The organism is Streptomyces sp. 13-12-16 (assembly GCF_002114215.1).
Classification (GTDB): Bacteria; Actinomycetota; Actinomycetes; order Streptomycetales; family Streptomycetaceae; genus Streptomyces.
Genome location: NZ_NCTE01000504.1, coordinates 1 through 24,346, shown reverse-complemented (window position 1 = coordinate 24,346; position 24,346 = coordinate 1). Strand labels below are relative to the sequence as shown.

Sequence of the window (24,346 nt, the reverse complement as noted above, 5' to 3'; positions counted from 1 at the left end):
TTTCTGGAAGAGGAGTACGCTGACAGGTATCTGGTTTTCTGGCCCTGTGCTCACCGAGACCCCTGGAAATATCTGACCGTCGGGTCCGTGGAACCGCCAGCTTCAAGATATGCCGCAAACCGGTCGGCATTCACCTCGTGCACGAAATTCCACGTCACGGACACGCTGGGCGTGAGCGCCACAGCGGCATGGAACCATCCGGAAGGAATGAAAATGGCGTCCCCTGGAGAAAGTGTGACAGCTACAGTGGGGCTGATTGATCTCCACCTGGGGAACCGCACATTATCCGGGTGTTCCAGGTCGATAACAGACTCCCCGTCGGATAGGAACTCCGCCGCGCTGGGGGGGTACATGACGAAGCGCTTCTCCCCGAAGGCCTGACAGAGCACAGCGTCGCTTGCCCATGGATCCACGTGCAGACGGGTACGCCCACCGGCAGCGCAGACGAAAATTCCCTTGGCGGGAAAGCTGTCCCGCACGGGATCCGCGTTACGCTCGATAGGCGGGAAAACGTAATTTTCCGAAGGTAGCCACGAAGGAGCCGCCCAGCTGTCCGCCATTTCCGCGAACGCCTTATCTGCGCGTATCATCTGAAAATGGCGCTGTCTGGCGTACCAGCGCATGTAAGGCACGGGCTCTTCGTCGGAACGTTCATCGTGAATCGTCGATGCGTAATCACTGAACTTAACCGTTTGCTGCATCTCGAAAAGGCTGTCGAAGACCGGGACGTGGCAGTTGCCGAACCTTCTTGCCAGGAGATCAAGATTCCACGGCGAATCCGGCTGCTCGGCCCCCGGGAAACACCCCCTGGAAACAAGCGGCTTGTTCTTGGAGAGATAGCTTTTGATGAACTCGTTCTGGTCAATTCCGGATATCAAGTTGCGATCAGTCACGGAAGAATCCCCTCGTGCGAAAGGGCGGCCGGACGCCGACCGGGCGAGCAGACGAGGCCGGGCTCGACGCTGGATGCGGAAGCCCGTCCCCGGAAGAAGCAGCCGCGTCTCGCGGCCTGCGAGGCCGTCAGTCGCGCTTTCCTCGGTTGTCAGTGACCGCCACAGCCACTGCAACCACTAGATCGGCCTGGTGCGTGAGCGTCACTGCCACCTCACTCAGGCCCATTTCCTCGGCGATCCGCTGGGCGCCACCGTGCAGCGTGACGGCGGGCCTGCCCCAGCGGTCGCCGAGCACCTCGATGTCCCGCCAGTGGATCCCTTGCCCGAATCCTCGGCCAAGGACCTTGCAGGTCGCCTCCTTGACGCAGAAGCGACCCGCCAAGCGCTCCACACTGCGTGCCGGTTCCAGGCCGGAGGCTTGGGCGAGCTCGGCCTGGGTGAAGACCAGCGAACGGCAACGCTCGTGCTGGGCGATCCGGGAGAACCGCCGGATGGCGAGCAAGTCGACGCCGATCCTCATGTCACCAGGTAGTCGGCCAGGCTCGCGACAGTCTCGAACACCTCGGGCTGTAGATCCTCCACGTCCAACTCCACTCCCATGATGTCCTCGAGGGCCATCAGCAGCTCGATGACGCTGGTCGAGTCCAGGGAGAGGTCCTCGACGAGGCGGACGTCCTCGGACAGCTGCGCAATCTCCCGGTCGAGCACCTTGGAGAGCGCGACGCGGATGTGCTCGACAGTCTGCTCGCGATTCATGAGACCTCATTTCTTGTGCCGGCCGACGACGCGACCCGGCTGTACAGGTGTTGTTGACGCAACATGTCCTCCGGCAGATCACGGCTGCGCACCAGATGCGCCTCACCGTCCCGGACGAGAACCTCCGCGGGGAAGCCGTGCCCCAGGAAGAGGCCGGGCGAGGCCGAGGGACCGTAGGCACCCGACTGGGTGACGCCCAGGAGGTCACCGACGCGCAGCGGCGGCAACGCGGCGCGCTTGAGCAGCGTGTCGTTGGGCGTGCAGAGCGGACCGGTGACGTTCCACTGCTGGAGCCCGTCGTCGGCGGACTCGCGGTTGAGTAACCGCACCGGGAAGTTGCGCTTGGCGAACGAGCCGATGCCCACAGCGGCCATGTGGTGGTTGGTGCCGCCGTCCGCTACGGCGAACAGCTCCCCCATCGACTCCTTCACATAACGCACTGACGTCAGGTAGACGCCCGCCGGCGCGGTCAGGAAGCGGCCCGACTCCATCAGCAGCCGGGTATCCGGGTGGTTCCGCGCGAACTCATCGATCAGCGGGTTAAGCTCCTCACCCAGCGACGCCGGGCTGAGGTCCTCCTCCCCGTCGAAATAGGCAACGCCCAGTCCGCCGCCGATGTCGACAGCCTCCAAGGGGATCCCGGTGGCCACCGCCACCCGATCGGCCAGTTCCAGGATGTACCGCGTGTTCTTTCCGACCACCTCGGCGTCGAGGATCCGGGTGCCCATGTACACGTGGATGCCAGCCAGCTGAACGTGCCGGTAACGCGACGTCAGGTTCCCGGCGGCGAGCACCTGAGCCTCGTCGATGCCGAACTGCCGCGGCTTGCCGCCCATGGTCAGCCGGGAGCCGCTGACCAGGAACGCCGGATTGATCCGCAGCAGCACCCGCTGGTGGACACCGAGCCCGGCCGCCAGCCGCTCGATCCGGTCTACCTCTTCGAACGACTCGGCGACGACGGCGTAGATTCCCGCCCGCAGGCAGGCATCCAGCTCCAGATCGCTCTTGCCGGGTCCGAGGAAGATGATGTCCTGCGGACGGGCTCCGGCCAGCAGCGCGGTGCGCAGTTCGAGCAGCGAAGACACCTCGGCGTGCGCCCCGCCCTCCCGCAAAGTACCGAATACACTGACATTCGGGTTCGACTTGAGCGAGAAGAAGATGTCGAGCGCGGGATGCAACGCCTCGGACAACTCGGACAGGAGCCGCAGCAGCATATCACCGTCGTAGACGTAGAGCGGCGTGCCGAAGCGCTCCGCCAGCTCGCTGTAGGCGATCCCTTGGATCTTCATGAACTCCCACTTTCCACTAGGGTGCGCAGGCACCCCTCGGTCTGGCTCCGCAGGGCGAGCGCCGCATCGGCGTCGGCGGCTATGCAGATGCCGTAGACGCGCCCGTGGAATGGCCCGGGCCCGGAGCCGACACCCGCGTTCAGGGTGGCGAAATTGTTGACCAGCACGCCCGGCAGGCTGGTGCCGTCGAACATCGAGTCGCCGAGGGCCGCAGCCACTTCAGGGAACGAATACGCTCTCGACGGCCTCACGTTGAACGTCGCGGCGATTGCGTGCCGACCCTCGGACACGAACCGCTCCGCGATCCGACTCTGGTACGTCGACATGTTGAACCTGGCGTTGATCTCCAGACAGGGGTACAGCGTCCCATCCGGACCGATCACGGCGTCTACGCCGACCACTCCGTAGTACCCGTCCGCGTGCAGCGCGCGGCCGATCAAGCGGGCCGACTCATGCAGCGTGGCGAGATGCTCATCGCAGAGCCGTACCGGGAAACGGTGGCCCTGGTGCACGTTGTTGCGCAGTACCGCTTCCTTCACCGCCTCGAACCTAACCTGCCCCGAACGGCTCACTATGAACTGGTAGTTGAGATCAGTGGCGTCCTCGATCCAGGACTCGACCACCATGTCCACCCGCGCCTGCTCGCCGCGGCGGCCGATCAGCCTGAGCAGCCGCTCCGCGGCAGCCAGGTCCGGCAGCACCACCATGCCGCGCCCCGAAACCCCCAGCGACTCCTTCACGACCGCCCGGCCGCCGCCCGCGCACTGCGCACGGATGACGTCGGCCAGGTCGGCCACCCGCTCACACACTTGCCCCGGCACGGCGGTCAGTCCGAGCGCATCGGCCAGGCGGCGACTGTAGATCTTGCCGTTCACCCGCTTGCAGACCTCGGCACTCGGGCCGGCCATCGGCAAGCCCACCGCGGCGGAGAGCCGCTCCTCGGCCGCGGAGATGCCCATCGGCATCAGGTAGGTGTGGCCGTCCGCCAACCCCCGCAGGAAGTCCAGCGTCTGGGGCGACTCCAGCGCGTCCTCGGTAACGGTACGTGACGGCAGTGACTTCTCGACCGCGACCACCTTGCTCGCCGCCGCACCCACCGCACGCAGGTACGCGGCGTAGTCACGGTCCATCGGAGACTTCAACAGCACGATGTCCGAGCCCTCGGCGAGCGGGACCCCCAGCTCCTCCATGCGGTTGACCGTCGCCGAGGCGAAAGCGATGCCCGCACCCGGAAGTTTGGGTTCACCAGCAGCCCAGCTGCGTTCCACTTCGAAATTGTTGAGATAGACAAATCGCGCATTCTCGTCTCCAACGAGATCACGCTTCAATCGATCGGCGAAACCCACTGCAACTCCTCGACACTGGAGCAGTGCATGCAAGATCTGGCACCGCACGTTTGTGTCGACAATGCATTGCGTGGGCAACATCCCGGTACTGGCACCTGTCAGTACTTCAGCCCGTACAGGACTATCTTTGATCTTTCGCGGCAGCGGTCGGCTGCGCCCGTGCCCATGATGTCGCTGTCGTTCCTGCCTGCGGGCTTCGTCGCGCAGGATGCGCCTCGACAGCCGCATCGGTGGAGCGGTCTCCACCAGGCCGGCGACCGCGGAACCCCTCGCTGGTCCAGGTACGTTTGGGCAGCAATTGGTCGTCGTGCTGAGGGGCCTTCCTCCTCGGCCGGTGCCAGGCCGCTAAGTCGTTCGATGTTCACGGCGATGGCCGTGAGTACGTCCTGCAGCTGGGCTTTCGACTGTCCGCGGTAGCGGCAGTGCCGCATGCCGTGTCTGCGGACGAACTCGTTGATGGTGCCCTCCACTCTGGAACACACCGCATAACAGGCCTTCCAGACGGACGTCTTCTGCTCGGGCACGGACACGTACCTGCAGTTCAGGAGGTCTACGACCTGGCCGGGGTCACCGCCGACCGGGGTCACTGCCGTAGAAGAACGTCACCGCGAGACGCTCCGATCGCGAGATCGGCCACAGCCCGCAAGGAGACCCACGTGACCGGGGTTCTCACCATCGCCGGTCTCGGCTTGGACTTCCCCCGCGCCATGCGCATCCTGTGACACGCACCGACCCTCAGGGCCATTTTCGGCGAGGACGCCTCGAGGATCCGCACCAGCCACGGACTCGCGAACATGGCTACCCTGCGCAACCAGGAGGCACCTCCCAGCCGGAGGCTGTGGGAGATCAACATGCTGCGGCAGCACGGACACGGCAACATCGCCGCAGGCCCCCGCACACCTCCTACGAGCCCTTCACCCGATCACTCGACCTCCTGGGCATCATCTGACCAGCACGTCTACAAGATCACGGGGCTTTGCAACACCCTGAGGTCTGGGCAGTGTCGGCGCGATCCTGGCCGGTGTCAGTACATGCGAATCATGCCGATCCGTAGCTTGTAGTTCCGCTGCATCCGACTGGGGCAGCATCAGCGATCACGCGGCAGTAGTGAGGGGCTATCGGTATGAATCTACGTCACGAAGAGGTGCCAGCACGAGTTGTGGCCCTGACTGAAATTTGGCGGAAGGTTCTTGACGACCCCGAACTCGACGAGAACTCGGATCTTATTGCTGTGGGTGGCACGTCGTTCCACGTCCTACAGATCACCGGCGAAATCCATGATGCTCTCGGTATCGACGTGACGCTGCGTGACGTGTTTTTTCATACTTCGCCACGAAGCCTGTCGGATTTCCTGGAAGGTCAGAAGTGACAGTATCCAAGGTCAAGGCTTTTTGGGGGCCGACTTCACTCACGGAAGAGGCCCGGCTGACCGGGGAGTTCGCCGACTGGCACAATCTGACGCACCTGGCGGTGTGGCTCACCGGGGAATTGAACGTCGTCGCGATTCGAAATGCATGGTGGCGACTCTGCCAGCGTCACGACGTCCTGCGCAGAACCTACGTCTCGCCGGATGAAGCATGCACGTACGACGACGTGTTGAGCGAGGTGGAGCTCCACAGCGCGGAGACGGACGAAGAGGCGATCGAGCTGATGCGCCGATTCCTCGGTACACCGTTCAGTCTGGACGGCCCGGGATTCTCGCGCATCGCCATCGTGCAGCGCAGCGAGTCAAGGCACCTCTTGGGGGTCGCAATGGACCACATCATCACCGATGTGGCCTCCTGGCATAGCCTTCTGTCGGATTTCACCGACTTCTACGGCCGTGCTCTGGCCGGCGACACCGGCGGCCCCGGCGACGCGACGGACGTAAGCAGCTACCAGAGTTTCGCCTCGGAACAGCGCCGTCTGTTCTCCGGCGCGTGGGGGGCTGAGCGCAGAGCGTTCTGGCGCTCCTACGTCAGGGAGTTCGGGACGTATCCTCCGCCCTTTTCGATCGGCGCTGAGCACACCGGTGAATATCAACCCAAGGCCATTACCCATGACCTTCCTGCGGATGCCAGGTCACGGCTGTACGCATTCTCACGGCAAGCTCGGGTGACACCTTTTGCGGTGGTCGCTTCCGGTGCGCTCGCGGGTATTCGGGAAGTCACCGACGACCCGACAGTGGGAATTTCCGTCGCCCACCACGGTCGCGTGCTGCCGAGTGCGTCGCAGACCGCGGGGTTGTTCGTCCAGACCGTTCCCTTGCACCTCGGACGGCAGTCCACAAGTCCGCTCGAAACGGTCCGGGAAGTGTTCCACCGAACCCATGACGTCTTCGAGTACGCCGTTCCACTCCTCGTTGCGGGGAGGTCCTGGAACGAGACTCTGATGGTGACGGACCAGGAAGCCGGACTGTACGTCGAGCTGAACGAGCACCCGCAGTCGACAGATGACCTGCCACCGTTCACCGGTACCGAAGCGGAGCAACTCAACCTGACGTTCCCCGGCGAGAAACGCTGGCCGGAGACGGTGGTTGTCTCGTGGAACCTGTACGAGGCGGGTCCTCAGCTCGTCGCGCAGTACAACGCGAACTATTTCCCCGACGCGGCCGTGGAGAATCTCCTTGAGGCAGCCGAAAGGTTTGTACTCCCATGATGACTGCCTTCACTGGGGCGTTCTGGCAGAGCGGTGACACAGGCTTCGCAGACGCTACGACCACGCGCATCTTCAACCACCGGCGGCCGTCACGGCGGCCAGCGGCGGTGCTGCGCGCCGCTCACATCGCTGATGTGATGGCGGGCGTGAAGCTGGCTGCGGCAGAGGGCTGGCAGGTTGCGATCCGCTCCGGCGGGCACAGCTGGGCCTCCTGGTCACTGCGCGAGGACACCTTGCTCATCGACCTGGCCCGGTTCACCGGGAAGTCCTACGACCCTGACGACGGCATAGTAGCGGTCGGCCCGGCGGCGCGCGGCGGCTTGGACCTAGACCCGTATCTCGCCGGGCACGACCGGTTCTTCGCCGTGGGCCATTCGCCCACTGTGGGCCTTGGTGGATTCCTGCTGCAGGGCGGCATGGGCTGGAACTGCCGCGGTTGGGGCTGGGCGGCGGAGTCCATCGAGTCCATGGACGTGGTCACCGCTGCCGGGGAGCTGGTGCGGTGCTCCGAGACCGAGAACGCTGACCTGTTCTGGGCGGCGCGCGGCTCCGGGCCCGGCTTCGTCGGCGTGGTCACCGAGTTCCGGTTGCGCACGCGCCCCCGGTTCCGGGAGCTGACCCGGTCCAGCTACGTCTACCCCGCCCAGCTCGCTCCGGAGGTGCTGGCCTGGTACCTGACGGCGCGCCATGACCTGCCGCCATCCGTGGAACTGGCCGCCGTCGGTTGCACCCCGACCGGCTCCGACCACCCGGTGCTGATCATCGACGCGGTCTCCTTCGACGGCGGCTCGGCTTCGCTGGCCGCGCTCGGCAGCTGCCCCGTGGTCGGCAATGCCTTGGCCACCACGGTGGCCCAGCCGGTGGCCTTCGCGAGCCTGAACGCGGAGCAACTGCGAGGCAACCCCGAGCACCACCGCTACTTCGCGGACAACGCCTTCCTCACCGGCTCCGCCGCGCAGTTGGTCCCCGCCCTCGTGCCAGCCTTCACCGATCTTCCCACAGCCAAGACGTTCACGGTCCTGGGCGACTTCACGCCTCTGATGGGCCGTCAACGCCCGGACATGGCTCTATCCGTGCAGACGGACCTGTACTTCGCGGCGTACGTGATCGGCGAAACCTCAGCGGAGGACGCCCGGTGCCGCTCGTGGTTGGACGGCGCCATGCAGCGCGTGGCACCTTACTCGGCCGGCTGTTACCTGGGCGACAGTGACTTCACCGTCCGACCCGACCGCGTCATGTCCGACGCGGCCTGGTCGAAGTTCCAGCGGATCCGCACCGCCCGGGACCCCGAAGGCCGCTTCCCCGGCTATCTCGGTGCCCCGGTGCAGTAGAGCGACCGGCACCTACGACCTCGTGTGCGTCACTTCCCGAGCGCATGGGCAGAACGCAACGATCGCTCCGTCTCCCGGTACCGACTGCTGAGCTTCTGGCGGGACAGGGTCGCCAGCACATGATCCTCAGGTCTGGACCCACCCTGGCCCAGGTCGAGCGCCGAGCGGTGGTGGACGCGGTTGTACCGGCTCTCGAGGCGGTGGACCGCGTCCTGGACCATACCCGGATCGTCGTGGAACTGAATCAGACCCTGGGCCTGCAGCCAGACGCTCCCGCTGCTGTACTGCGCGACCGACACGGCAACAGCGGGGTTCTTCCGGAGGGTTCCGGTGTCACGCTTCTTGACGAGGAAGGAAATCCGGGCCTCGCCCTTGACGTCGATCACATCAAACCCGATCTGGCGACAGCGCAGAAGTCCGTGGTGGTCGAAGCAGGCGAGGTGCCCATAGGTGGGGCTCAGGGAGCGGTACGTGCTCTCCTTGCCCCGGCGCGTCATGCCGAGGATCGCCAGCTCGTCACGGGCGCCACGCAGCTCAGGCTCGTCCTCTCCGTACCTCTCGTCCGGCCCCCAGAATTCATCGTGCGAGCCGCGCCCGGACGGTCGGGCCGCGTCGGCGGTGCGGAATCTTGGTGCCAGCTCCTGGACGTAGGGAGCGGACCGGCAGACGGGATCGTCACCGAGTTCATTGCGTACGCGGTAGGCCAGAATCTCCAGCCGCAGCCGCTCGTTCCGTTCGCGCTGGTCCCAGCTCGTATAGTTGCCGTCCACCTGCTCGCCGACTTTCGGCTTGCTGTACATTCTGGCCAGGGTACGGATCAGTTCGCGCTCGGAGTCCGGCGACTGTCTGGCAAAGCCGCCGATCTCTAGGCATATCTGGCTCCCGACACCGGCAGGAACGGACAGCGCGACTAGCGGATCGAGAGCTGTCGCCCTTGCCTTGATCCTGTTCTCCACTGTGCTGAGGACCACGTTCCCACCGGCCGCCGCCGCCCAGACGGGCGTGACGCTCACGCCGCCCTGTCCCGTGTGGACGGCCAGGTGTACGTATGGGCGATCGGGACTGGGCAGGTGGGTGGCCCGGCCGAAGGGTGGCCGCAGAACGGAACATTCGTCCGCGGTCAGCGGGAGGCCCGCCACCTTCTCGGTCAATGCGGAGATCCTGCGTGCGCGCTGCTGGATCTCTTCTCGCGCCGTACGGGCCAGGACCAGTTCGGCCCCGGTGAGGTTCCGGCGCTGTGCGGCGTTCTTGAACAGCCGCGCTGATTCGATGCCCGGTGTCCGGCCGAGCTCCGCTACCGCAACCCGATCGTACTCAGGGGAAGAAATCTCGTGCGAATGCTGCATCTGTACACGCTCCGTGCCGGTTCCTAGACAGTGTCCCGTAACTGCTGGTCACGGGTGAGACGATCTTGCTGTGGCTGGTGTGATCACGGCATCGGAGCCGTCCTGGACAGCCCCGTTCACCGGGCTGAGTCCGTGGCAGTTCGCCAAGCTCATCACCGTGCTGCGGCGCGAGAGGGCCGATCCGGTCCGCCGGGGCTGGCCTTGGAGCCTGCCGCTGGAGGACTGGGTGCTGCTGGTGGCCGCGTACTGGCGCACCAACCTCCCCCTGCGCCAGCTCGCCCCGCTCTTTGGAGTCTCGAAGCCGGCGGCCGACCGGATCGTCGCCCACCTCGGGCCGGCCCTCGCCCTCCAGCCACGTCGGCGGTACTGCAAGTACACCGTGCTCATCGTGGACGGCACACTGACGCCTACCCACGACCGGAGCGTAGCCACCTCCAGTAAGAACTACCGCTACTCCACCAACCACCAGGTCGTCATCGACGCCGACACCTGCCTCGTCGTCGCCGTCGGCAAGCCGCTGCCGGGTAACCGCAACGACTGCCGGGCCTGGGAAGAGTCCGGCGCGAAGGCCGCCGTCGGCGCAACGCCCACGGTGATCGCCGACGGCGGCTACCGCGGTACCGGCCTGGCCATCCCGCACTACCGCCGGCACGAGGACGAGAACCTGCCCGTCTGGAAGGAGAACCACAACGCCTCCCACCGTCGCGTCCGCGCCCGCATCGAGCACACCTTCGCCCGGATGAAGAGCTGGAAGATCCTGCGCGACTGCCGCCTCAGAGGGGACGGCATCCACCACGCCATGCTCGGTATCGCCCGCCTGCACAACCTCACCCTCGCCGGATGACGAGCAAACAAGCAGGTCAGCCGACGCGTCCCTGACTATTTACGGGACGCCATCTAAAGGGTGTTGCAGAACGGCGATCTCGCTCAGATTCAGCCACCGTTAGCTAGGCCAACTGCCCGAATATGCACGCCTTCCTGCCGTCTTGGGAGCCGGCACGAAGGAGATCTAGAAGATCGGCTAGCCGTTGTGCAACAGCCTTTAGGGTGAGCGAAGGGTGTTCGGCCGTGGTGGGAAAGCCGGCTGAGGTCAGCCGAGCCAGGTCAGGAAGAGCTTCAGCTCATCCCGCAGCTGGGCGACGGTCGGCCGCTGCACCTCGATGTCGGTCTTGGCCTGCTCGCCGACCGTTGAGGTCCGGTAGACGTTTGTGAAACCCTCAACGGCGGGCTGCTGCAGGACGAGTGACGCTGCGGCCTTGCCGGCGGATCGAGAGATGCAGTGCAGAATCTCGTGGTTGATGTGGTAGATCGTGCCTGCGGGCAGGACCGCCTCGAATGCGGCGTACAGCTGCTCCTTGCCCTGTATCTCCAGTGAGAAGGTCTTCCCCTGCCCGATCGGCAGATACTTGTAGTGGTAGTACTCGGTGCCAGGGCCGATCTTGAACTCCTGGGCGAAGTACTCGCCGACCACGAGCGCGGTTGTGAAGTCCCAACGGTGCGAGTGGATGTCCTCCGTGATGGTCCCGGAGGCGTCCGGCTGCGGATGCCACAGGTGAAGGCGGAGCTTCCAGGGGTTCTTGTCGCCGGCCAGCAGGACGACCTTCAGGAAGTTGTTCGCGTGGTAGTACGAACGGGCGGCCATGTCGGCAAGGGCAGCCTTGTCAGAAATGATCTGACCGATCAGAGCCCGCAATTCTCCGGACTCGGAAAGACGGCGGACCGTCGATTCCGACCCCTGAAAAGTCATGCCGTGTCCGCTGTCCACGATCCGTTCCAGCTGGTCCTTCAGTTCCTGCAAGGTCGACTCCGACGAAGCCCCTATCATGGCTTGTTCTCCCTTTGTGGATATTGGTGATCCAGTGGATCGGTGGATGTAGGACTGCAGAACCTTCGGGTCAGCGACGTGCCGCATCGGCATCCTCAACGGCGGTGCCGATCTTCTGGAGAATCTCCGCCGTGTCGTCGTCGGTGAGCGTCAACGGAGGCGCGATCCGGATCACGCCGCGCTCGTGACGCGTCATCACCCCGGCCCGAGCCGTGGCCTCCGCGATCGCGGCAGCGGACTCTGGCGCATCGGCCTCGATGGCGACCACCAGTCCGAGCCCGCGGACGTCGGCGATCAGCGGGCTCGACTCGAGCTTTCCCAGACCCTTCAGCAACGTAGCGCCCTGGGCCGCCGAGTTCTCCACCAACTTTTCGTCGGCCATGATGTCGAGCACTGTGTTTCCGACAGCGGCCGCGACGGCGTGGCCGCCCGTCGTGTGCCCGTAGCGCAGCCCCTGGGCGATCGGCTCCCGGATGAAGGTCTCCTTGATCGAGGAGGTGACCATCACCGCGGCCAGCGGTAGGTAACCGCCGCTGATGCCCTTGCTAAGGGTGACGATGTCCGGCGTGATTCCGTCGTGGTCGAAGCCGAACATCCGGCCGGTGCGGCCGAATCCGCAGAACACCTCGTCGAGGATGAGTAGCGCTCCATGCTGGTCGCACAACTTCCGGAGCCGAGCGAGGAATCCCGCGGGAAGCACGACGCAGCCGCCGAGGCCAAGCAGCGGCTCGACCATGACCGCTGCTGCGGGTGGGCCGGCCTCAAGCGCCCTGGTGAACAGCCCGATCAGCGCGTCGGCGCCCTCTTCGGTGCGGATCTCGCGGGGTGACGCGGGCAGGGAGACGTGGTCGACAGGGAAGGGCGGAGCCCATTCACTGACCGTGAACGGCAGCCCCGAGAGCTGCTGAGCCAGGTAGGTGGTGCCGTGGTAGGCCGCCTCGAAGGTGATGACCCGGTTGCGGTCCTCGCCGTTGTTGCGCCAGTACTGCAGCGCGATCCTGAGGGCTGCCTCGGTGGCCTCCGAGCCACTATTGGTCAGGACGGTCTCGTTCAGCTCGCCCGGCGCGATCTCGGCCAGCCGCGAAGCCAGCGTCTCGGCGGGATCGTGGGTGGACACCATGGGGTCGTAGTGGACGAGCTGCTGAAACTGCCGGGTCGCGGCCTCGATCAGTCGCGGATGTCCGTGCCCGCAGGACGCGTTCAGGACACCAGAGATACCGTCGAGGTACCACTTGCCCTCGGCATCACGGACGCGGTTTCCCTTCGCTTCGACGATCCGCATCGAGTTGGCCTGCTGGGTGATCGGAGTCCAAGGCCGCCACAGTGAACTCGTTGACGTGGAATTCTGCATTGTTGAACACTCCAAGGGACGGGGCATCGGGTCTTGAAAGCTCGAAATTGCTGTACTGCTGCCCGTTGCAACTCGAGCTCAGTCTGGCTCAACCTAGGCTCTCTGGGGCCCCAACAAGTAACAGGATCGGAGACCTGATCCGATTGAAGCGATCATGATAGGTTGGGCACTGTGGTGACCTCGAGTCACAGTTGAAAACTCGCCTGGCAATATGAGTGGTCAGAACCGGCCGCCGCCACCGTCGTGGTGAGCAGGCGGATCGAGTGCTTGTAGAGAATGTAGTCCTTCTGTACGCCCTGGGGTGTCGTGGGAGTGCTGTCGAATGCATTTAGGTAACGAGCCGGACGCAGGACTTCAGCCAACAGGTCTTCTATCCGCGCGTAGTTCAGGTCGACGGCGGCGAGTGCTGGGCCAGCCCAGCCGGCAGTTAGCAGATCGGCCGTCAGCATGTCCCACATTTGCACAAACATCGGCTCGGTCGGGCTTATATCGAAGTGTTGCAGCGGAAAGCAGTGCCCGTTGATCAGGCCGAGCGTTCCGGTGTCGAGATCCAACCGCCCGACGACATAACCCTTATCGTGTAGCGTCCAATCGTCCCCGTTCGGGCCGACAACCTGGAGCCTGGGATTCGGGAACTGCTTGTAAACGGCGTCCCGGATGGGGAACTGGGACACGATCCCGAGCGCCAGGGAAGCATTTTCCATCATGTGAGACTTGCTCGTCGGAAACGATGCGAAGTACGGATACCCCAAATGTTTCGCCAGCCATTCCGTCTGATTCATCCGACGGTCGTGATAGTCGTGGGCCTCTTGCAGGCAGAGCACGTCGGGTCGGTGCTTGTCCAGGACAGATGCATAATGGTCGAGTGACGGATTTACGCCTTGCTGATGGGATCTGCCAAGGATTCCGCCCCCGATGTTCCAAGTCCCGACCTTCAGGAGTGCGGGCTTCATAAATTTATCCTGTCTGGAGTGAACGCTGTTGCTCGAATATTCGAGGCCGGGGTATGCGGGTCTTTATAGCGAGTGGTGTAACTAGTGGGGTGCTTGTTACAGCTGGGCTGCGATGAGGCGGCTTTCGAAGCCTAGAAGCGGCTTCCATCGCCTGGTCCAGTGCTTCGCACCGGTCCCGGTCGGGTCCAGGCTCAGCACCGCAAGGCTGCCGTACTTCAGGCGGCCTGCTCCGTGGAGAAGTACCCACTGACGCGGCCGGCCCTCCGAATTTGGCTGTTCACGAACTCGAACGACGTCTGGGTACTTTCTCCCCATTTCTCGGAAACCCTTGAAATCGTCCGTGGCGATGTTTCTGTCCACCTGGTGTACACGGGGAAGAGGGCCTTAACACTCTTCCCCGTCCTGCCGACCCGCGTATCTGAAACTGTTCCGCAGCAGGTGAACCGCCCAGCTCTGCATGATCGTCGCAGGCTAGACGGGTATTCATCTTTGTCACGTCCCCTGCAGGCATGGTGAGTCAGCCCTCCGGAGAGGGCTGTGTCCGTTACGGCAGTTCTCCCGTCCACCCTCGGCCCGCTCACCACGCTCGTGATCTGGATGATCGGTCAACTCCAGAACCTGCTTGGCCGGCTGCTGCAACAGGCCGCCTTCGCTGGTCCCACTCATCACGTTCAGCGTTAGCTTCCGCTCCCTGCTTGGGAGTCGTGCCGGCTCGAGCAGGCCGAGGTGTTCCTCTCGGACCAGGTCGAACCGGAGTGCGAACGCAACCAGGGCCTCGCGCTTGGAGTGCCTGCGGCCCTCGTCCACGCACTTGGCCCACTGGCTGACCGGAAGTTTGCGGTCCGTCAGGTAGTCGATGTGATAACTAATGCTGTTGCGGTTCGCATCTCTGAACTGTTTTGTGCCCTTCAGTCTCTTGACCATCTCCTGGACGGAGGGCACTGCCGCCATGGAGGAACCGCGCAGCCGCGGCTCGCACAGTGCGACCAGCACGGCGAAGTACTTGCTCGTCATGTCCAAGTTGGATATGACGGACTCGGTATACGTAGCGGCCTGGTCGGATCCGAGCAGGGCCGGCGGGGGTGCGAAGACGGTGAGTTCGCTGATGCTCGTAGCGGAGGGGATCAGAATGCGCGAGATCTCGAACGGGATCACCATGTTTAGTCGGCGGGGGGGTGCCTTGACCAGTTCCGTGCCGCCTTCCAGGTTCTCAATAGCGAAGGTGGCGCTGGCGGTGAGGTTCGAGAAGAGGAGGTGATGGCCGGATACCTCAAACGCGCCAAGGCTGGGTATGGCATTAGGCTGCAACCTACCCGTGCTGCCTGATATGCCGAAGTCCAGCCGATCGCCGGTCTTCAGGTTGCTCCGCTGCATGGTGCTGGGGCTATCAGAATGGCGGTCCTTGTTCCACCAGGTCACGATCACTTCTACATCGGTTTCAATCCTGTGCATGAAGAGCGCTTTCTGGGCGTTAAGGTACGGTGGCGCGAAGCGTTTGCGAGCGGAGGCAGTGCCCTGCTCGCGGCGCCCCGCGCCCCGTGCACTTCCGTTACTGCTTCCTGTTCGAATCAGATGGCGTAAGGCGAGTCGTCATCAACCGTCGTAAGGAAATCTTCGAGGAAATCCTCGAAGTGTCCGAGCGACCTGGCTTTGTAGAGAACCGGCTGGTAGACGTCCGGCTCATAACCCTGCTTGGCCATGCCGGCCAGATCAAGTTCCCTGATATCGGCATTGCGGAACTGTGCCATTTCACCGGTCGAGGTGAGGAGACTCGCACCCCACACCTTGAGTTCCCCCTTTTCCTCCACGACGCCGCACTCCATGCTGAACCAGAAGACCCGGGAGACAAGTTGCACGGCTTCTGGGTTGGTCAACCGCAGCACCGCCTTCCCGACGAGCTCGTACATTCGCGCCCAGCGTTCGTTGGCCAGATGGGCGCCGTGCCCGATAATTTCGTGGATCATGTCGGGTTCAGGAGAGAACCACGGCTGGGTGGCGTGACGTATGTACTGGGTGGCGTTGAAAGACTTGTCGGCGAGCCCACCGTAGAAGGTGGTGGTCCCGACGATCCCGGCGGCCGGGAACATCCTGAAACCGGTGACCTCGCCGATCGCATCCGAGACGTCCCGAAGCTGCGGAGCTCGGTTGGAAGGCAGATTTAGCGCGTCAATGCACGTTAGATACTCTGCAGTCGCGTACTGCTCATGCAGTTTCGACAGAGCAGTGGTGACAAGTCGCCAGGTCGAGTCATCCTCCTCCGAATACATGACGTACGGTGCCGGATCGCCCGCTCGCGCATGGAGAGCCGCGGCGGCAATACGCTCACGGTGCTCTACATAGCGCCGATCGCCGTAACCCGGGTGGTCCTCGGACAGCGTGACAGTAGTTTTGCCGCCCTTGTTTTCGATGAGCGGTGCGTAAGATTTAGCGACTCGTTCCATGGGATTCCCCACTTTCTTCTGATTGATGATGGGCCTACTCGGTTCGAAATCATGCGCACACCTATGGAGCGGTGAGAGTGCTACATTCTGTTCGCGAGTTCTCTGCTGGCGGAGGCGCTCAGAACGCCCCCGTGGAGTTGCTTGAAGATGGCTCCGCGCATTCCTTTGGCTTTCGTCGCTTCCAGTCCGCCCCGGAGCTGCCTCAGTCCGTGGGCCCGCCCGAACCGGACCGGCTGGTGGAACAGCAGGCTCACGTAGGTGGCAAGCCTTTCAGGGCTCTCCTCTCCGGTCAGGGCAATTTCATAGACATCCAGCTGGTCCCGCCATTTCAGCGCTGTGGCCACGCCTTCCACGCCGCCGGCGCGAGCGGTGAAGACGACGAGTTCGACCGACGGGCAGTCGATCCACTGGGCATAACGCATGCGGACGAACTCCGAGTGGTCGGGGATTCCCTTCCGGGTGTTGTGCTGAGCGATTACCTCGGCTGCCGTGTGCGCGATCTCTGGCCAGGAGTGCACCGCGGTGGTCACCTGCTGCTGCTCCATCAGGTTCCGGTCGCGGCGCAGCACCCGCCTAATGCGTGCTCCGTAGTGCTCCTCGCTGTCGGTCGCCAGGGCATCCACGAAGTGTGCTTCCTGTCCCAGCGGCGCCCAGGTGATGCGCCCTCCTGACGAGTGGTCGAGGAGTTCCCTCAACTTCTGGTGCACATAAGGGAAGAGCAGGCCGCGGTTCTCGGCTGCAGCAGCTCGGGCCACAGCCGTGAGCAGCCGCTTGAAGGCAGGACCGTCCTGCAGGTGTCGACTCACGTAAGTGGCCGAGCGCATATCGGCGTTGCCGCCGACCAGCACGTACGAGCCAGGGCTGGTGCCGTCTGCGACGCCGGCCGGGAAGGGCCAGTTGCCCGGATCGTAGGCACGGTCCGCCCAGTGCCCGGCAAGGGGTGTGTAGGTCGGGAGTACCGCCAGGAGCTGCGTTCCGTCGGTCGCCCGGGCGTACTGCACCCTCCAACGGCCATCGTGCTCACGTTGCATCATCCGGTGGTAGCAGCCGACCGCTCCTGCCGTGTCGTCGAGTCCGTCGAACTGACTGGCGTCCACTCGGCTCAGACTCGGGACGAGATCAACGGACACGGCGGAACGGATCGGGCCGACGGTCTGATTGTGACGGGCCATGGAAGCTGGAACGTCCCTTCTCTAGGACTGCTACGGGGCCAGGTGCGCACGGAGGAGTGCCGCTGTGTGTCGTTCATGCCCACCGGTACGCTGCCGTCATGGCGGTCGGTGATGCTAAGCACCGGGATATCGGGCGGCGCCTGATCGGACGGCAGAGGTATTCGTCGGCGTGCTGCAGAACAGTCCGAAGAGCGCAGGTGGCTGCTGAGATCGGCAGTCGACCACTGCGGCAGCGGCACCTCGTGTCCAGAAAGCGGGATCTAGGCGTCCGCACACGGACCGCAAGGCCGCGATGAGCTCACCACCGCACTGCCCGTAGAGATACAGGTACCGGCGGGGAGGCTCTGGTACTACAGCCGGAGATCTTGAAGCGAGTGGGTGGCGTGGGGCAGGGGCCCAGTTGCGGAGGTCAGCTGGCAGGTGAAGCCGGCCGTCATCGAGCGCGAGAGCAACAGCAGCGCGTCGAACCGGTCAGGCGAACTCCGGTCCACATCCCCGTTTGCCCGCTCGGAGCGGAACGCCCCTGTCGCGTTGAATGCCTTGGCGTGGATCGGATCGTTGATGTAGTCAAGGAGATTCTCCCGCTTCTTCGCAGGAAGCGCCTTGAGCTGTTTTTCCACAGTGGAAGCACTGGCGTCTCCGGAGGCCGCCTTCGACTTGAGCCAAGCGACATACGCCTTCGGGCTGACGCTGGCCGCCGGGCGGCCGTCAGCCGGCTCGGCGGATGACGTGGACGTGGTCCCATTCGGGGCTTCCTCAGCGCTGGTCGGCGTGGCGGTGACGGCGCCAGGATGGTGGCCGCGATGGCAGTGACGGCGATTTGTTGAACTTGCGTCTCGTGGTGCTGGTCTTCACGCGGCCCTCCTTTAAGGGACAGCGCCGAACATGTTGAAGCCCAACTTCGCTGTGGAAGGAGGGGCTTGCGTTCGGCCGTTCGGTGAACATGTGATCACGCAGAGAGAAGAAAGGTATGTGATGAAGATCACAAGCTTGCCTCGGGTTTTCCTCAACTGAACAATCGGGGCTGAAAAGTGCGGCCCATCGGACAGGGCCGTGCCGCTGACCTCGGGAAAGAGAATCACCGGACCAGGGGCGGAGGGGCTATCTGGCCGATTCCAGAGGTTCCTGATGAATAGAGGCGAGGGCTGCCCTCTTTGCCCTCCGGCCGATCGTCAACGTCCGGCCGCGCGGCTCGTTCTTTTATTGGACAGACCGCTCGACCCCAGCGGAGCTCCTCGCGGACCTCGCGGTGGACCGCCGTGCGCGGCGGCTCATCACGCGCCTGCCGGAAGTGCCGAGCGGGTCTGTCAAACGAACGGGTCAGTTCCGTAGTCGGTGGTGACGGAGGGTGTGGTCAGCCCAGGAGGATGCGGCGGCGGAGAGGGGGAAGCTCGCGCGGCCGTACATCTGGCGCTTGATCAGCTTGGTTTTGTCGTTCACTCCTTCGGTGCCGCCGTTGTGGTGCGGCAGTGTGAGGGCGGCGTCGACTGCGGCGCGGTCCTTTTCGATGCCCCGGGTGAAGGCATGCAGGTGGGGCAGGTCCTCGACCTGGGCCGAGGTGATCCAGGTGCTCAGCAGGGTGGCATTGCCGTCGGCGGGATCCAGCAGCGCGGCGAAGTGGTGGATGAGGTCGGCCAGAGCGGTCATCTCGTGGCAGGCAGTGCGGGCGGCCTCGATACGTTCCCGCTGGTGGTCCTTGAGGCGGTCGGGATAGGTGAGCAGGTAGCGGGCCAGGCGCCGGGACGAGAGGGCGGGCCGGTCGGCCTCGACACGTCCCTGGTTGATGTAGCGGACCAGCAGGTTCGAGCTGCCGGTGTAGCCCAGCTCCCTGATCTCCTGGAGGAGATGGTGACGGGGGCGGCCGGGTTCTCCGGTCGGCGCTTGCGCAGGTGATCGCGGTAGGGGTCCACGAGGATGGGCCGGTACTTGGGGGCGCGGATGAGGCGCTCGGGCTCGGTGACACGGTCATAGCGCTTGACGGTGTTCAAGGCGAGGTTCAGGCGCCGTGCGCATTCCAGCAGGCCGACTCCGCGCTCGCGCAGGGCGTGGGCCTGCTGCCAGCGCTCGCGTGTGGTGGCGGCCTGTCTCCCCTCGGCCGGGGGCGGGCCCGCTTTCGCCCAGCAGGTGCTGTGCGCGGCGACTTCTTTGCGGACGGCCTCGGCGAGGTTGTGCCACAGGTGCCGGCGGTCGCTGATCTGGACCGCGTCGGGCAGGGCTCGGCGGACCGCCTCGGCGTAGGTGGCCGATCCGTCCCGGCACACGGCCTCGATGCCCGGATGTCCGCGCAGCCAGGCCTCCGGAGGGGCGGCTTCGCGGCCGGGCAGTACCTCAATCCGCTGGCCGGTCCCGGCGTTGATGATGATCGTGGCGTAGCTGTGCCGGTGCCGCAGGGCGAAGTCGTCGACCCCGATCATCCGCGGGATCCGCACCGCCGGCACGGGCACCCGCCGCAGCAGTTGCAGGGCGGAGGCGTACGGCACGGGCACGGCCAGCGATCGGGCGAGTCGGGCGGACGCCCGTCCGCATAACTCCCTGACCGGCTCGGAGAGCTGACCGGTCAGACGTGTGGTGCGGCGCTGATGGCGCTCCAGAAGCCCGGGAACCTGCTCTCGGAAGGTCTGCCGCCTGCAGCCCAGGACCGGACAGACCAGCCGTCGTATCCTCACCCGGACCACGACCTGCCGGCCGTCGACCGGCACATCCCGCACCGTCCGGCCGTGATACCCGTGGACTCTCCCCGTCGCGACCCCGCACACCGGACGGGGAACGGGAACATCCCGAGTCCGAGCCGTAACCCGGACTATCTCGCCGCCGTCCGCCACATCCTCGATGACCAACGCCGACAACCCCGAAACACCGTTCCTGCAAGCGCGTTCGCATCATGCACGCTCAATGTTCACAGGCGAGCACTCACCGTCACCACCGACTACGGAACAGACCCGAACGATTTACAGTCCCGACTACACGGGACAGAGTTGAACGTCTTACAGTCGCGGTCTTCGCCACGGTTGCGTGGCAGTGGGACGCGGCGATGACAACGCTGCATGCCCGGAGGATCCTGGCTGCCGAGAGCATCCTCGTCTTGAACCACCAGAACTCCGATCCGGGGGATCGCCAGGGTCTTGGGGTTGCCAGTCCCGGAGAAAGGGACGTGGGTCAGCGTTCGTCTGGCGCTGGCCACCGAGGCGGATCGTGGTTCTGGGTGGTCATCCTGTCCGGTAGGCGGTGGAGACTGACACAGCCGGATGACGAGGCGAGTCCCCCTCCCGGCTACTGACAGGTTCCAGGCAGGTCCTACGCAAGGGTTCCCCTCGTGTCTGACCAGTTGCGGGTAGGTGGATCGCCCGCAGGGAGCTCCCGGAGCAGGGGCATCCCAGGGACTTTTCAGGGACTTTCACGTCTGTCCCAGGGAGGTTCCAGGGACTTTCCGCCGCGTAAGCAGGGAAGGCCCTGACAGCGCCGAAAGATACGAACGTGCTGGTCAGGGCCTATTTACCTAGCACTCGATGATGTTCACCGCGAGCCCGCCCCGGGCCGTCTCCTTGTACTTGACCGACATGTCCGCGCCGGTCTCCTTCATCGTCTTGATGACCTTGTCCAGGGACACCTTGTGCGAGCCGTCGCCGCGCATCGCCATCCGGGCCGCCGTGACCGCCTTCACCGCGGCCATGCCGTTGCGCTCGATGCACGGGATCTGCACCAGGCCGCCGACGGGGTCGCAGGTCAGGCCGAGGTTGTGCTCCATGCCGATCTCGGCGGCGTTCTCCACCTGCTCGGGGGAGCCGCCCAGCACCTCCGCCAGCGCGCCCGCCGCCATCGAGCAGGCGGAGCCGACCTCGCCCTGGCAGCCGACCTCGGCGCCGGAGATCGAGGCGTTCTCCTTGAAGAGCATGCCGATCGCCCCGGCCGCCAGCAGGAAGCGGACCACACCCTCCTCGTCGGCGCCCGGCGCGAAGTTCATGTAGTAGTGCAGGACGGCGGGGATGATCCCGGCAGCGCCGTTCGTCGGCGCGGTGACGACCCGGCCGCCGGCCGCGTTCTCCTCGTTCACTGCCATGGCGTACAGGGTGATCCACTCCATGGCGAGCGCCTGCGGGTCGCCCTCGGAGCGCAGCTTGCGCGCGGTGTTCGCGGCGCGGCGGCGCACCTTCAGGCCGCCCGGCAGGATGCCCTCGCGGGACATGCCGCGGTCCACGCACGCCCGCATCACGCGCCATATCTCCAGCAGCCCCTCGCGGATCTCCTCCTCGCTCCGCCAGGCCCGCTCGTTCTCCAGCATCAGGGCGGAGATGGACAGGCCGGTCTCCCCGGTGAGACGCAGCAGCTCGTCGCCCGTGCGGAAGGGGTACTTCAGGACCGTGTCGTCCAGCACGATGCGGTCCGCGCCCACCGCGTCCTCGTCCACGACGAAACCGCCGCCGACCGAGTAGTACGTCTTGCTCAGGACCTCGGCGCCGGAGGCGTCGTACGCCCACAGCGTCATCCCGTTGGCGTGGTACGGGAGCGCCTTGCGGCGGTGCAGCACCATGTCGTCGTCGAAGGAGAACGCGATCTCGTGCTCGCCGAGCAGCCGGATCCGGCCACCGTCCTTGATCTTCTCCACCCGCTCGTCGGCCGACTCCACGTCCACCGTGCGCGGCGAGTCGCCCTCCAGGCCCAGCAGCACCGCCTTGGGCGTGCCGTGGCCGTGCCCGGTGGCGCCCAGGGAGCCGTACAGCTCCGCCCGGACCGAGACGACCGGGTCCAGCAGGCCCTCGTTGCGCAGCCGCCGGGCGAACATCCGGGCCGCCCGCATCGGGCCGACCGTGTGTGAGCTGGACGGGCCGATGCCGATCGAGAAGAGATCGAAGACCGAGATGGCCACGGGAGGACTCCTAAGGGTTCGGCGGACGACGCTGTCCACCGGGAAGGGGTGGTTCAGAGGGCCGGAAGATCCGGGGACCGGAAGCGGGGAATCGTTCATGCGACGGTGCATGGTGCGGGGCACCGCGCCCACCGACCCAGTGTGCGCGATGCCCCTGATGTCCGTACGTGTGAAAGCGTACGGAATTACTGCAGACCGGGGTACAACGGGTGCTTCGCGGCGAGTGCCGTCACCCGGGCCCGGAGTGCCTCCACGTCGAAGGACGGCTTGAGCGCCTCGGCGATCACGTCCGCCACCTCGGCGAAGTCCTCGGCCGTGAAGCCGCGGGTGGCCAGGGCGGGCGTACCGATGCGCAGGCCCGAGGTGACCATCGGCGGGCGCGGGTCGTTCGGGATCGCGTTGCGGTTGACCGTGATGCCGACCTCGTGGAGGCGGTCCTCGGCCTGCTGGCCGTCCAGCTCCGAGTTCCGCAGGTCGACCAGGACCAGGTGCACGTCCGTGCCGCCGGACAGCACGTCCACGCCCACGGCCTTGACGTCGTCCTTGACCAGGCGCTCGGCCAGGATGCGGGCGCCCTCCAGGGTGCGGCGCTGGCGCTCCTTGAAGTCCTCGGTGGCGCACACCTTGAAGGCGACCGCCTTGGCGGCGATCACGTGCTCCAGCGGACCGCCCTGCTGACCGGGGAAGACCGCGGAGTTGATCTTCTTGGCCAGCTCGGCCGTGGAGAGGATCGCACCGCCGCGCGGGCCGCCGAGGGTCTTGTGGGTGGTCGTCGTCACGACGTGGGCGTGCGGGACCGGGTTCGGGTGCAGGCCCGCGGCCACCAGACCGGCGAAGTGCGCCATGTCGACCATGAGGTACGCGCCGACCTCGTCCGCGATCCGGCGGAACGCGGCGAAGTCGAGCTGACGCGGGTACGCCGACCAGCCGGCCACGATCAGCTTCGGCTTGTTCTCCTTGGCGAGGCGCTCGACCTCGGCCATGTCGACCTGGCCGTCGTCGCCGACGTGGTACGCGACCACGTCGTAGAGCTTGCCGGAGAAGTTGATCTTCATGCCGTGGGTCAGGTGCCCGCCGTGCGCGAGGTTCAGGCCCATGATCGTGTCGCCGGGCTTGAGCAGCGCGAACATCGCGGCCGCGTTGGCCTGCGCGCCCGAGTGCGGCTGCACGTTGGCGTGCTCGGCGCCGAAGAGCTCCTTGACCCGGTCGATGGCGATCTGCTCGATCACGTCGACGTGCTCGCAGCCGCCGTAGTAGCGGCGGCCGGGGTAGCCCTCGGCGTACTTGTTGGTGAGGACCGAGCCCTGGGCCTCCATGACCGCGACCGGGGCGAAGTTCTCCGAGGCGATCATCTCGAGGGTGGACTGCTGGCGGTGCAGCTCGGCGTCGACGGCGGCGGCCACCGCCGGGTCGAGCTCGTGCAGGGGAGTGTTCAGAAGCGACATGCGGCTACGGCTCCTCAGCCCGTGGTGTGGGCGTCGTACTCGGCGGCGGTCAGCAGGTCGGCCGGCTCGTCGGTGACGCGCACCTTGAACAGCCAGCCACCCTCGAAGGGGGCGGAGTTCACCAGCGACGGGTCGTTCACCACGTCCTCGTTGACCTCGGTGATCTCACCGGTGACCGGGGAGTACAGGTCGCTGACCGACTTGGTCGACTCCAGCTCGCCGCAGGTCTCGCCCGCGGTCACGCTGTCACCGACCTCGGGGAGCTGGACGAAGACCACGTCGCCGAGCGCGTTGGCCGCGTGCTCCGTGATGCCGACCGTCGACACGCCGTCCTCGGCGGCCGTCAGCCACTCGTGCTCCTTGCTGTAACGCAGCTGCTGGGGGTTGCTCATGACCTGGATTCTCCTGTACGCGGGGGACTGCTGATGACGGAGGGGACTGCTGTGCGGCGCCGGTGAGCAGGCACGACGTGCTCACCTCACGCGCGGGAAGCCGTCCGAGGACGGTGTCACTTCTGCCGCTTGTAGAACGGCAGCGCCACGACCTCGTACGGCTCGTGGCTGCCGCGGATGTCCACGCCGACACCCTCGGTGCCGGGCGCCGCGTGGGCGGCGTCGACGTACGCCATCGCGATCGGCTTGCCCAGCGTGGGGGAGGGGGCGCCGGAGGTGACCTCGCCGATCACCTCGCCGCCCGC

At 65.3% G+C, this 24,346-nt stretch carries 22 protein-coding genes and 1 pseudogene; 4 read left to right on the top strand and 19 right to left on the bottom strand.

The annotated features are described in order from the left end of the window. Window positions 1–50: 50 nt before the first annotated feature. The 6 genes from B7767_RS19855 to B7767_RS19830 form a co-directional block, all read right to left on the bottom strand. Window positions 51–893, bottom strand: a complete 843-nt coding sequence (locus tag B7767_RS19855; RefSeq protein WP_179167209.1) for a cupin-like domain-containing protein — start codon at window positions 891–893, stop codon at window positions 51–53. Window positions 894–1,020: 127 nt separating this feature from the next. Beyond that, a complete protein-coding gene (acpS, locus tag B7767_RS19850; protein WP_085573362.1) occupies window positions 1,021–1,413 on the bottom strand; it encodes a holo-ACP synthase in 393 nt (130 codons plus the stop codon). Further along, on the bottom strand, window positions 1,410–1,649 hold the full coding sequence (locus tag B7767_RS19845; protein WP_085573361.1) for an acyl carrier protein: 240 nt from the start codon (window positions 1,647–1,649) through the stop codon (window positions 1,410–1,412). The genes acpS and B7767_RS19845 overlap by 4 nt, the downstream gene beginning before the upstream one ends. Further along, window positions 1,646–2,938, bottom strand: a complete 1,293-nt coding sequence (locus B7767_RS19840; RefSeq protein WP_085573360.1) for a type III PLP-dependent enzyme — start codon at window positions 2,936–2,938, stop codon at window positions 1,646–1,648. The genes B7767_RS19845 and B7767_RS19840 overlap by 4 nt, the downstream gene beginning before the upstream one ends. Beyond that, complete coding sequence (locus B7767_RS19835; protein ID WP_179167208.1) at window positions 2,935–4,284, bottom strand: ATP-grasp domain-containing protein; 1,350 nt, start codon at window positions 4,282–4,284, stop codon at window positions 2,935–2,937. Before B7767_RS19835 ends, B7767_RS19840 begins: the two co-directional genes overlap by 4 nt. Window positions 4,285–4,382: 98 nt before the next feature. Beyond that, on the bottom strand, window positions 4,383–4,754 hold the full coding sequence (locus B7767_RS19830; RefSeq protein ID WP_256923506.1) for a transposase: 372 nt from the start codon (window positions 4,752–4,754) through the stop codon (window positions 4,383–4,385). Between the two features lie 689 nt (window positions 4,755–5,443). Between B7767_RS19830 and B7767_RS19820 the strand changes: the two genes are divergently transcribed. The 3 genes from B7767_RS19820 to B7767_RS19810 are packed head-to-tail and all read left to right on the top strand — an operon-like array spanning window position 5,444 to window position 8,252. Next, a complete protein-coding gene (locus B7767_RS19820; protein ID WP_256923495.1) occupies window positions 5,444–5,653 on the top strand; it encodes an acyl carrier protein in 210 nt (69 codons plus the stop codon). Beyond that, complete coding sequence (locus B7767_RS19815) at window positions 5,650–6,921, top strand: condensation domain-containing protein (RefSeq protein ID WP_085573355.1); 1,272 nt, start codon at window positions 5,650–5,652, stop codon at window positions 6,919–6,921. The genes B7767_RS19820 and B7767_RS19815 overlap by 4 nt, the downstream gene beginning before the upstream one ends. Beyond that, the gene (locus B7767_RS19810; RefSeq protein ID WP_256923494.1) at window positions 6,918–8,252 is read left to right on the top strand and encodes an FAD-binding oxidoreductase; all 1,335 of its coding nucleotides are present in this window, start codon (window positions 6,918–6,920) and stop codon (window positions 8,250–8,252) included. The genes B7767_RS19815 and B7767_RS19810 overlap by 4 nt, the downstream gene beginning before the upstream one ends. 29 nt (window positions 8,253–8,281) lie before the next feature. Here B7767_RS19810 and B7767_RS19805 read toward each other — a convergent pair whose 3' ends face one another. After that, window positions 8,282–9,598, bottom strand: a complete 1,317-nt coding sequence (locus tag B7767_RS19805) for a hypothetical protein (protein WP_085573354.1) — start codon at window positions 9,596–9,598, stop codon at window positions 8,282–8,284. Between the two features lie 70 nt (window positions 9,599–9,668). Here B7767_RS19805 and B7767_RS19800 point away from each other — a divergent pair, with 70 nt between their 5' ends. Beyond that, a complete protein-coding gene (locus B7767_RS19800; RefSeq protein ID WP_085573353.1) occupies window positions 9,669–10,442 on the top strand; it encodes a transposase in 774 nt (257 codons plus the stop codon). Between the two features lie 246 nt (window positions 10,443–10,688). On the opposite strand, the gene B7767_RS19795 is transcribed toward B7767_RS19800, so the two are convergent. From B7767_RS19795 to B7767_RS19735, 12 genes and pseudogenes are all read right to left on the bottom strand, one after another. Continuing rightward, a complete protein-coding gene (locus tag B7767_RS19795) occupies window positions 10,689–11,396 on the bottom strand; it encodes a hypothetical protein (protein ID WP_256923493.1) in 708 nt (235 codons plus the stop codon). Window positions 11,397–11,493: 97 nt separating this feature from the next. After that, a complete protein-coding gene (locus B7767_RS19790) occupies window positions 11,494–12,774 on the bottom strand; it encodes an aspartate aminotransferase family protein (protein ID WP_085573351.1) in 1,281 nt (426 codons plus the stop codon). Window positions 12,775–12,959: 185 nt separating this feature from the next. Continuing rightward, window positions 12,960–13,727: an endonuclease/exonuclease/phosphatase family protein gene (locus B7767_RS19785; RefSeq protein WP_085573350.1), complete on the bottom strand. Its 768-nt coding sequence runs from the start codon at window positions 13,725–13,727 to the stop codon at window positions 12,960–12,962. 492 nt (window positions 13,728–14,219) lie between these two features. After that, a complete protein-coding gene (locus B7767_RS19780) occupies window positions 14,220–15,179 on the bottom strand; it encodes a hypothetical protein (RefSeq protein WP_256923492.1) in 960 nt (319 codons plus the stop codon). A gap of 116 nt (window positions 15,180–15,295) precedes the next feature. Then, window positions 15,296–16,168 (bottom strand): hypothetical protein, encoded by an 873-nt coding sequence (locus B7767_RS19775; protein ID WP_085573349.1) that lies wholly within the window; start codon window positions 16,166–16,168, stop codon window positions 15,296–15,298. 80 nt (window positions 16,169–16,248) lie between these two features. Then, entirely contained in the window at window positions 16,249–17,340 is a 1,092-nt protein-coding gene (locus tag B7767_RS19770; protein ID WP_085573348.1) for a hypothetical protein, read from the bottom strand. Between the two features lie 350 nt (window positions 17,341–17,690). Next, window positions 17,691–17,960 carry a hypothetical protein gene (locus tag B7767_RS19765; RefSeq protein WP_085573347.1) on the bottom strand — a complete coding sequence of 90 codons (270 nt, stop codon included), beginning with the start codon at window positions 17,958–17,960 and terminating at the stop codon, window positions 17,691–17,693. A 734-nt stretch (window positions 17,961–18,694) separates the two neighbouring features. Further along, window positions 18,695–20,186, bottom strand: a pseudogene (locus tag B7767_RS19755) (ISL3 family transposase). 650 nt (window positions 20,187–20,836) lie between these two features. After that, a complete protein-coding gene (locus B7767_RS19750) occupies window positions 20,837–22,204 on the bottom strand; it encodes an L-serine ammonia-lyase (protein ID WP_085573345.1) in 1,368 nt (455 codons plus the stop codon). A gap of 185 nt (window positions 22,205–22,389) precedes the next feature. Continuing rightward, complete coding sequence (glyA, locus tag B7767_RS19745) at window positions 22,390–23,649, bottom strand: serine hydroxymethyltransferase (RefSeq protein ID WP_085573344.1); 1,260 nt, start codon at window positions 23,647–23,649, stop codon at window positions 22,390–22,392. A 14-nt stretch (window positions 23,650–23,663) separates the two neighbouring features. Beyond that, window positions 23,664–24,041 (bottom strand): glycine cleavage system protein GcvH, encoded by a 378-nt coding sequence (gene gcvH, locus B7767_RS19740; RefSeq protein WP_085573343.1) that lies wholly within the window; start codon window positions 24,039–24,041, stop codon window positions 23,664–23,666. A gap of 116 nt (window positions 24,042–24,157) precedes the next feature. Next, window positions 24,158–24,346, bottom strand: a 189-nt coding sequence (locus B7767_RS19735; RefSeq protein WP_306297974.1) for a glycine cleavage T C-terminal barrel domain-containing protein, incomplete at its 5' end; no start/stop codon positions are given.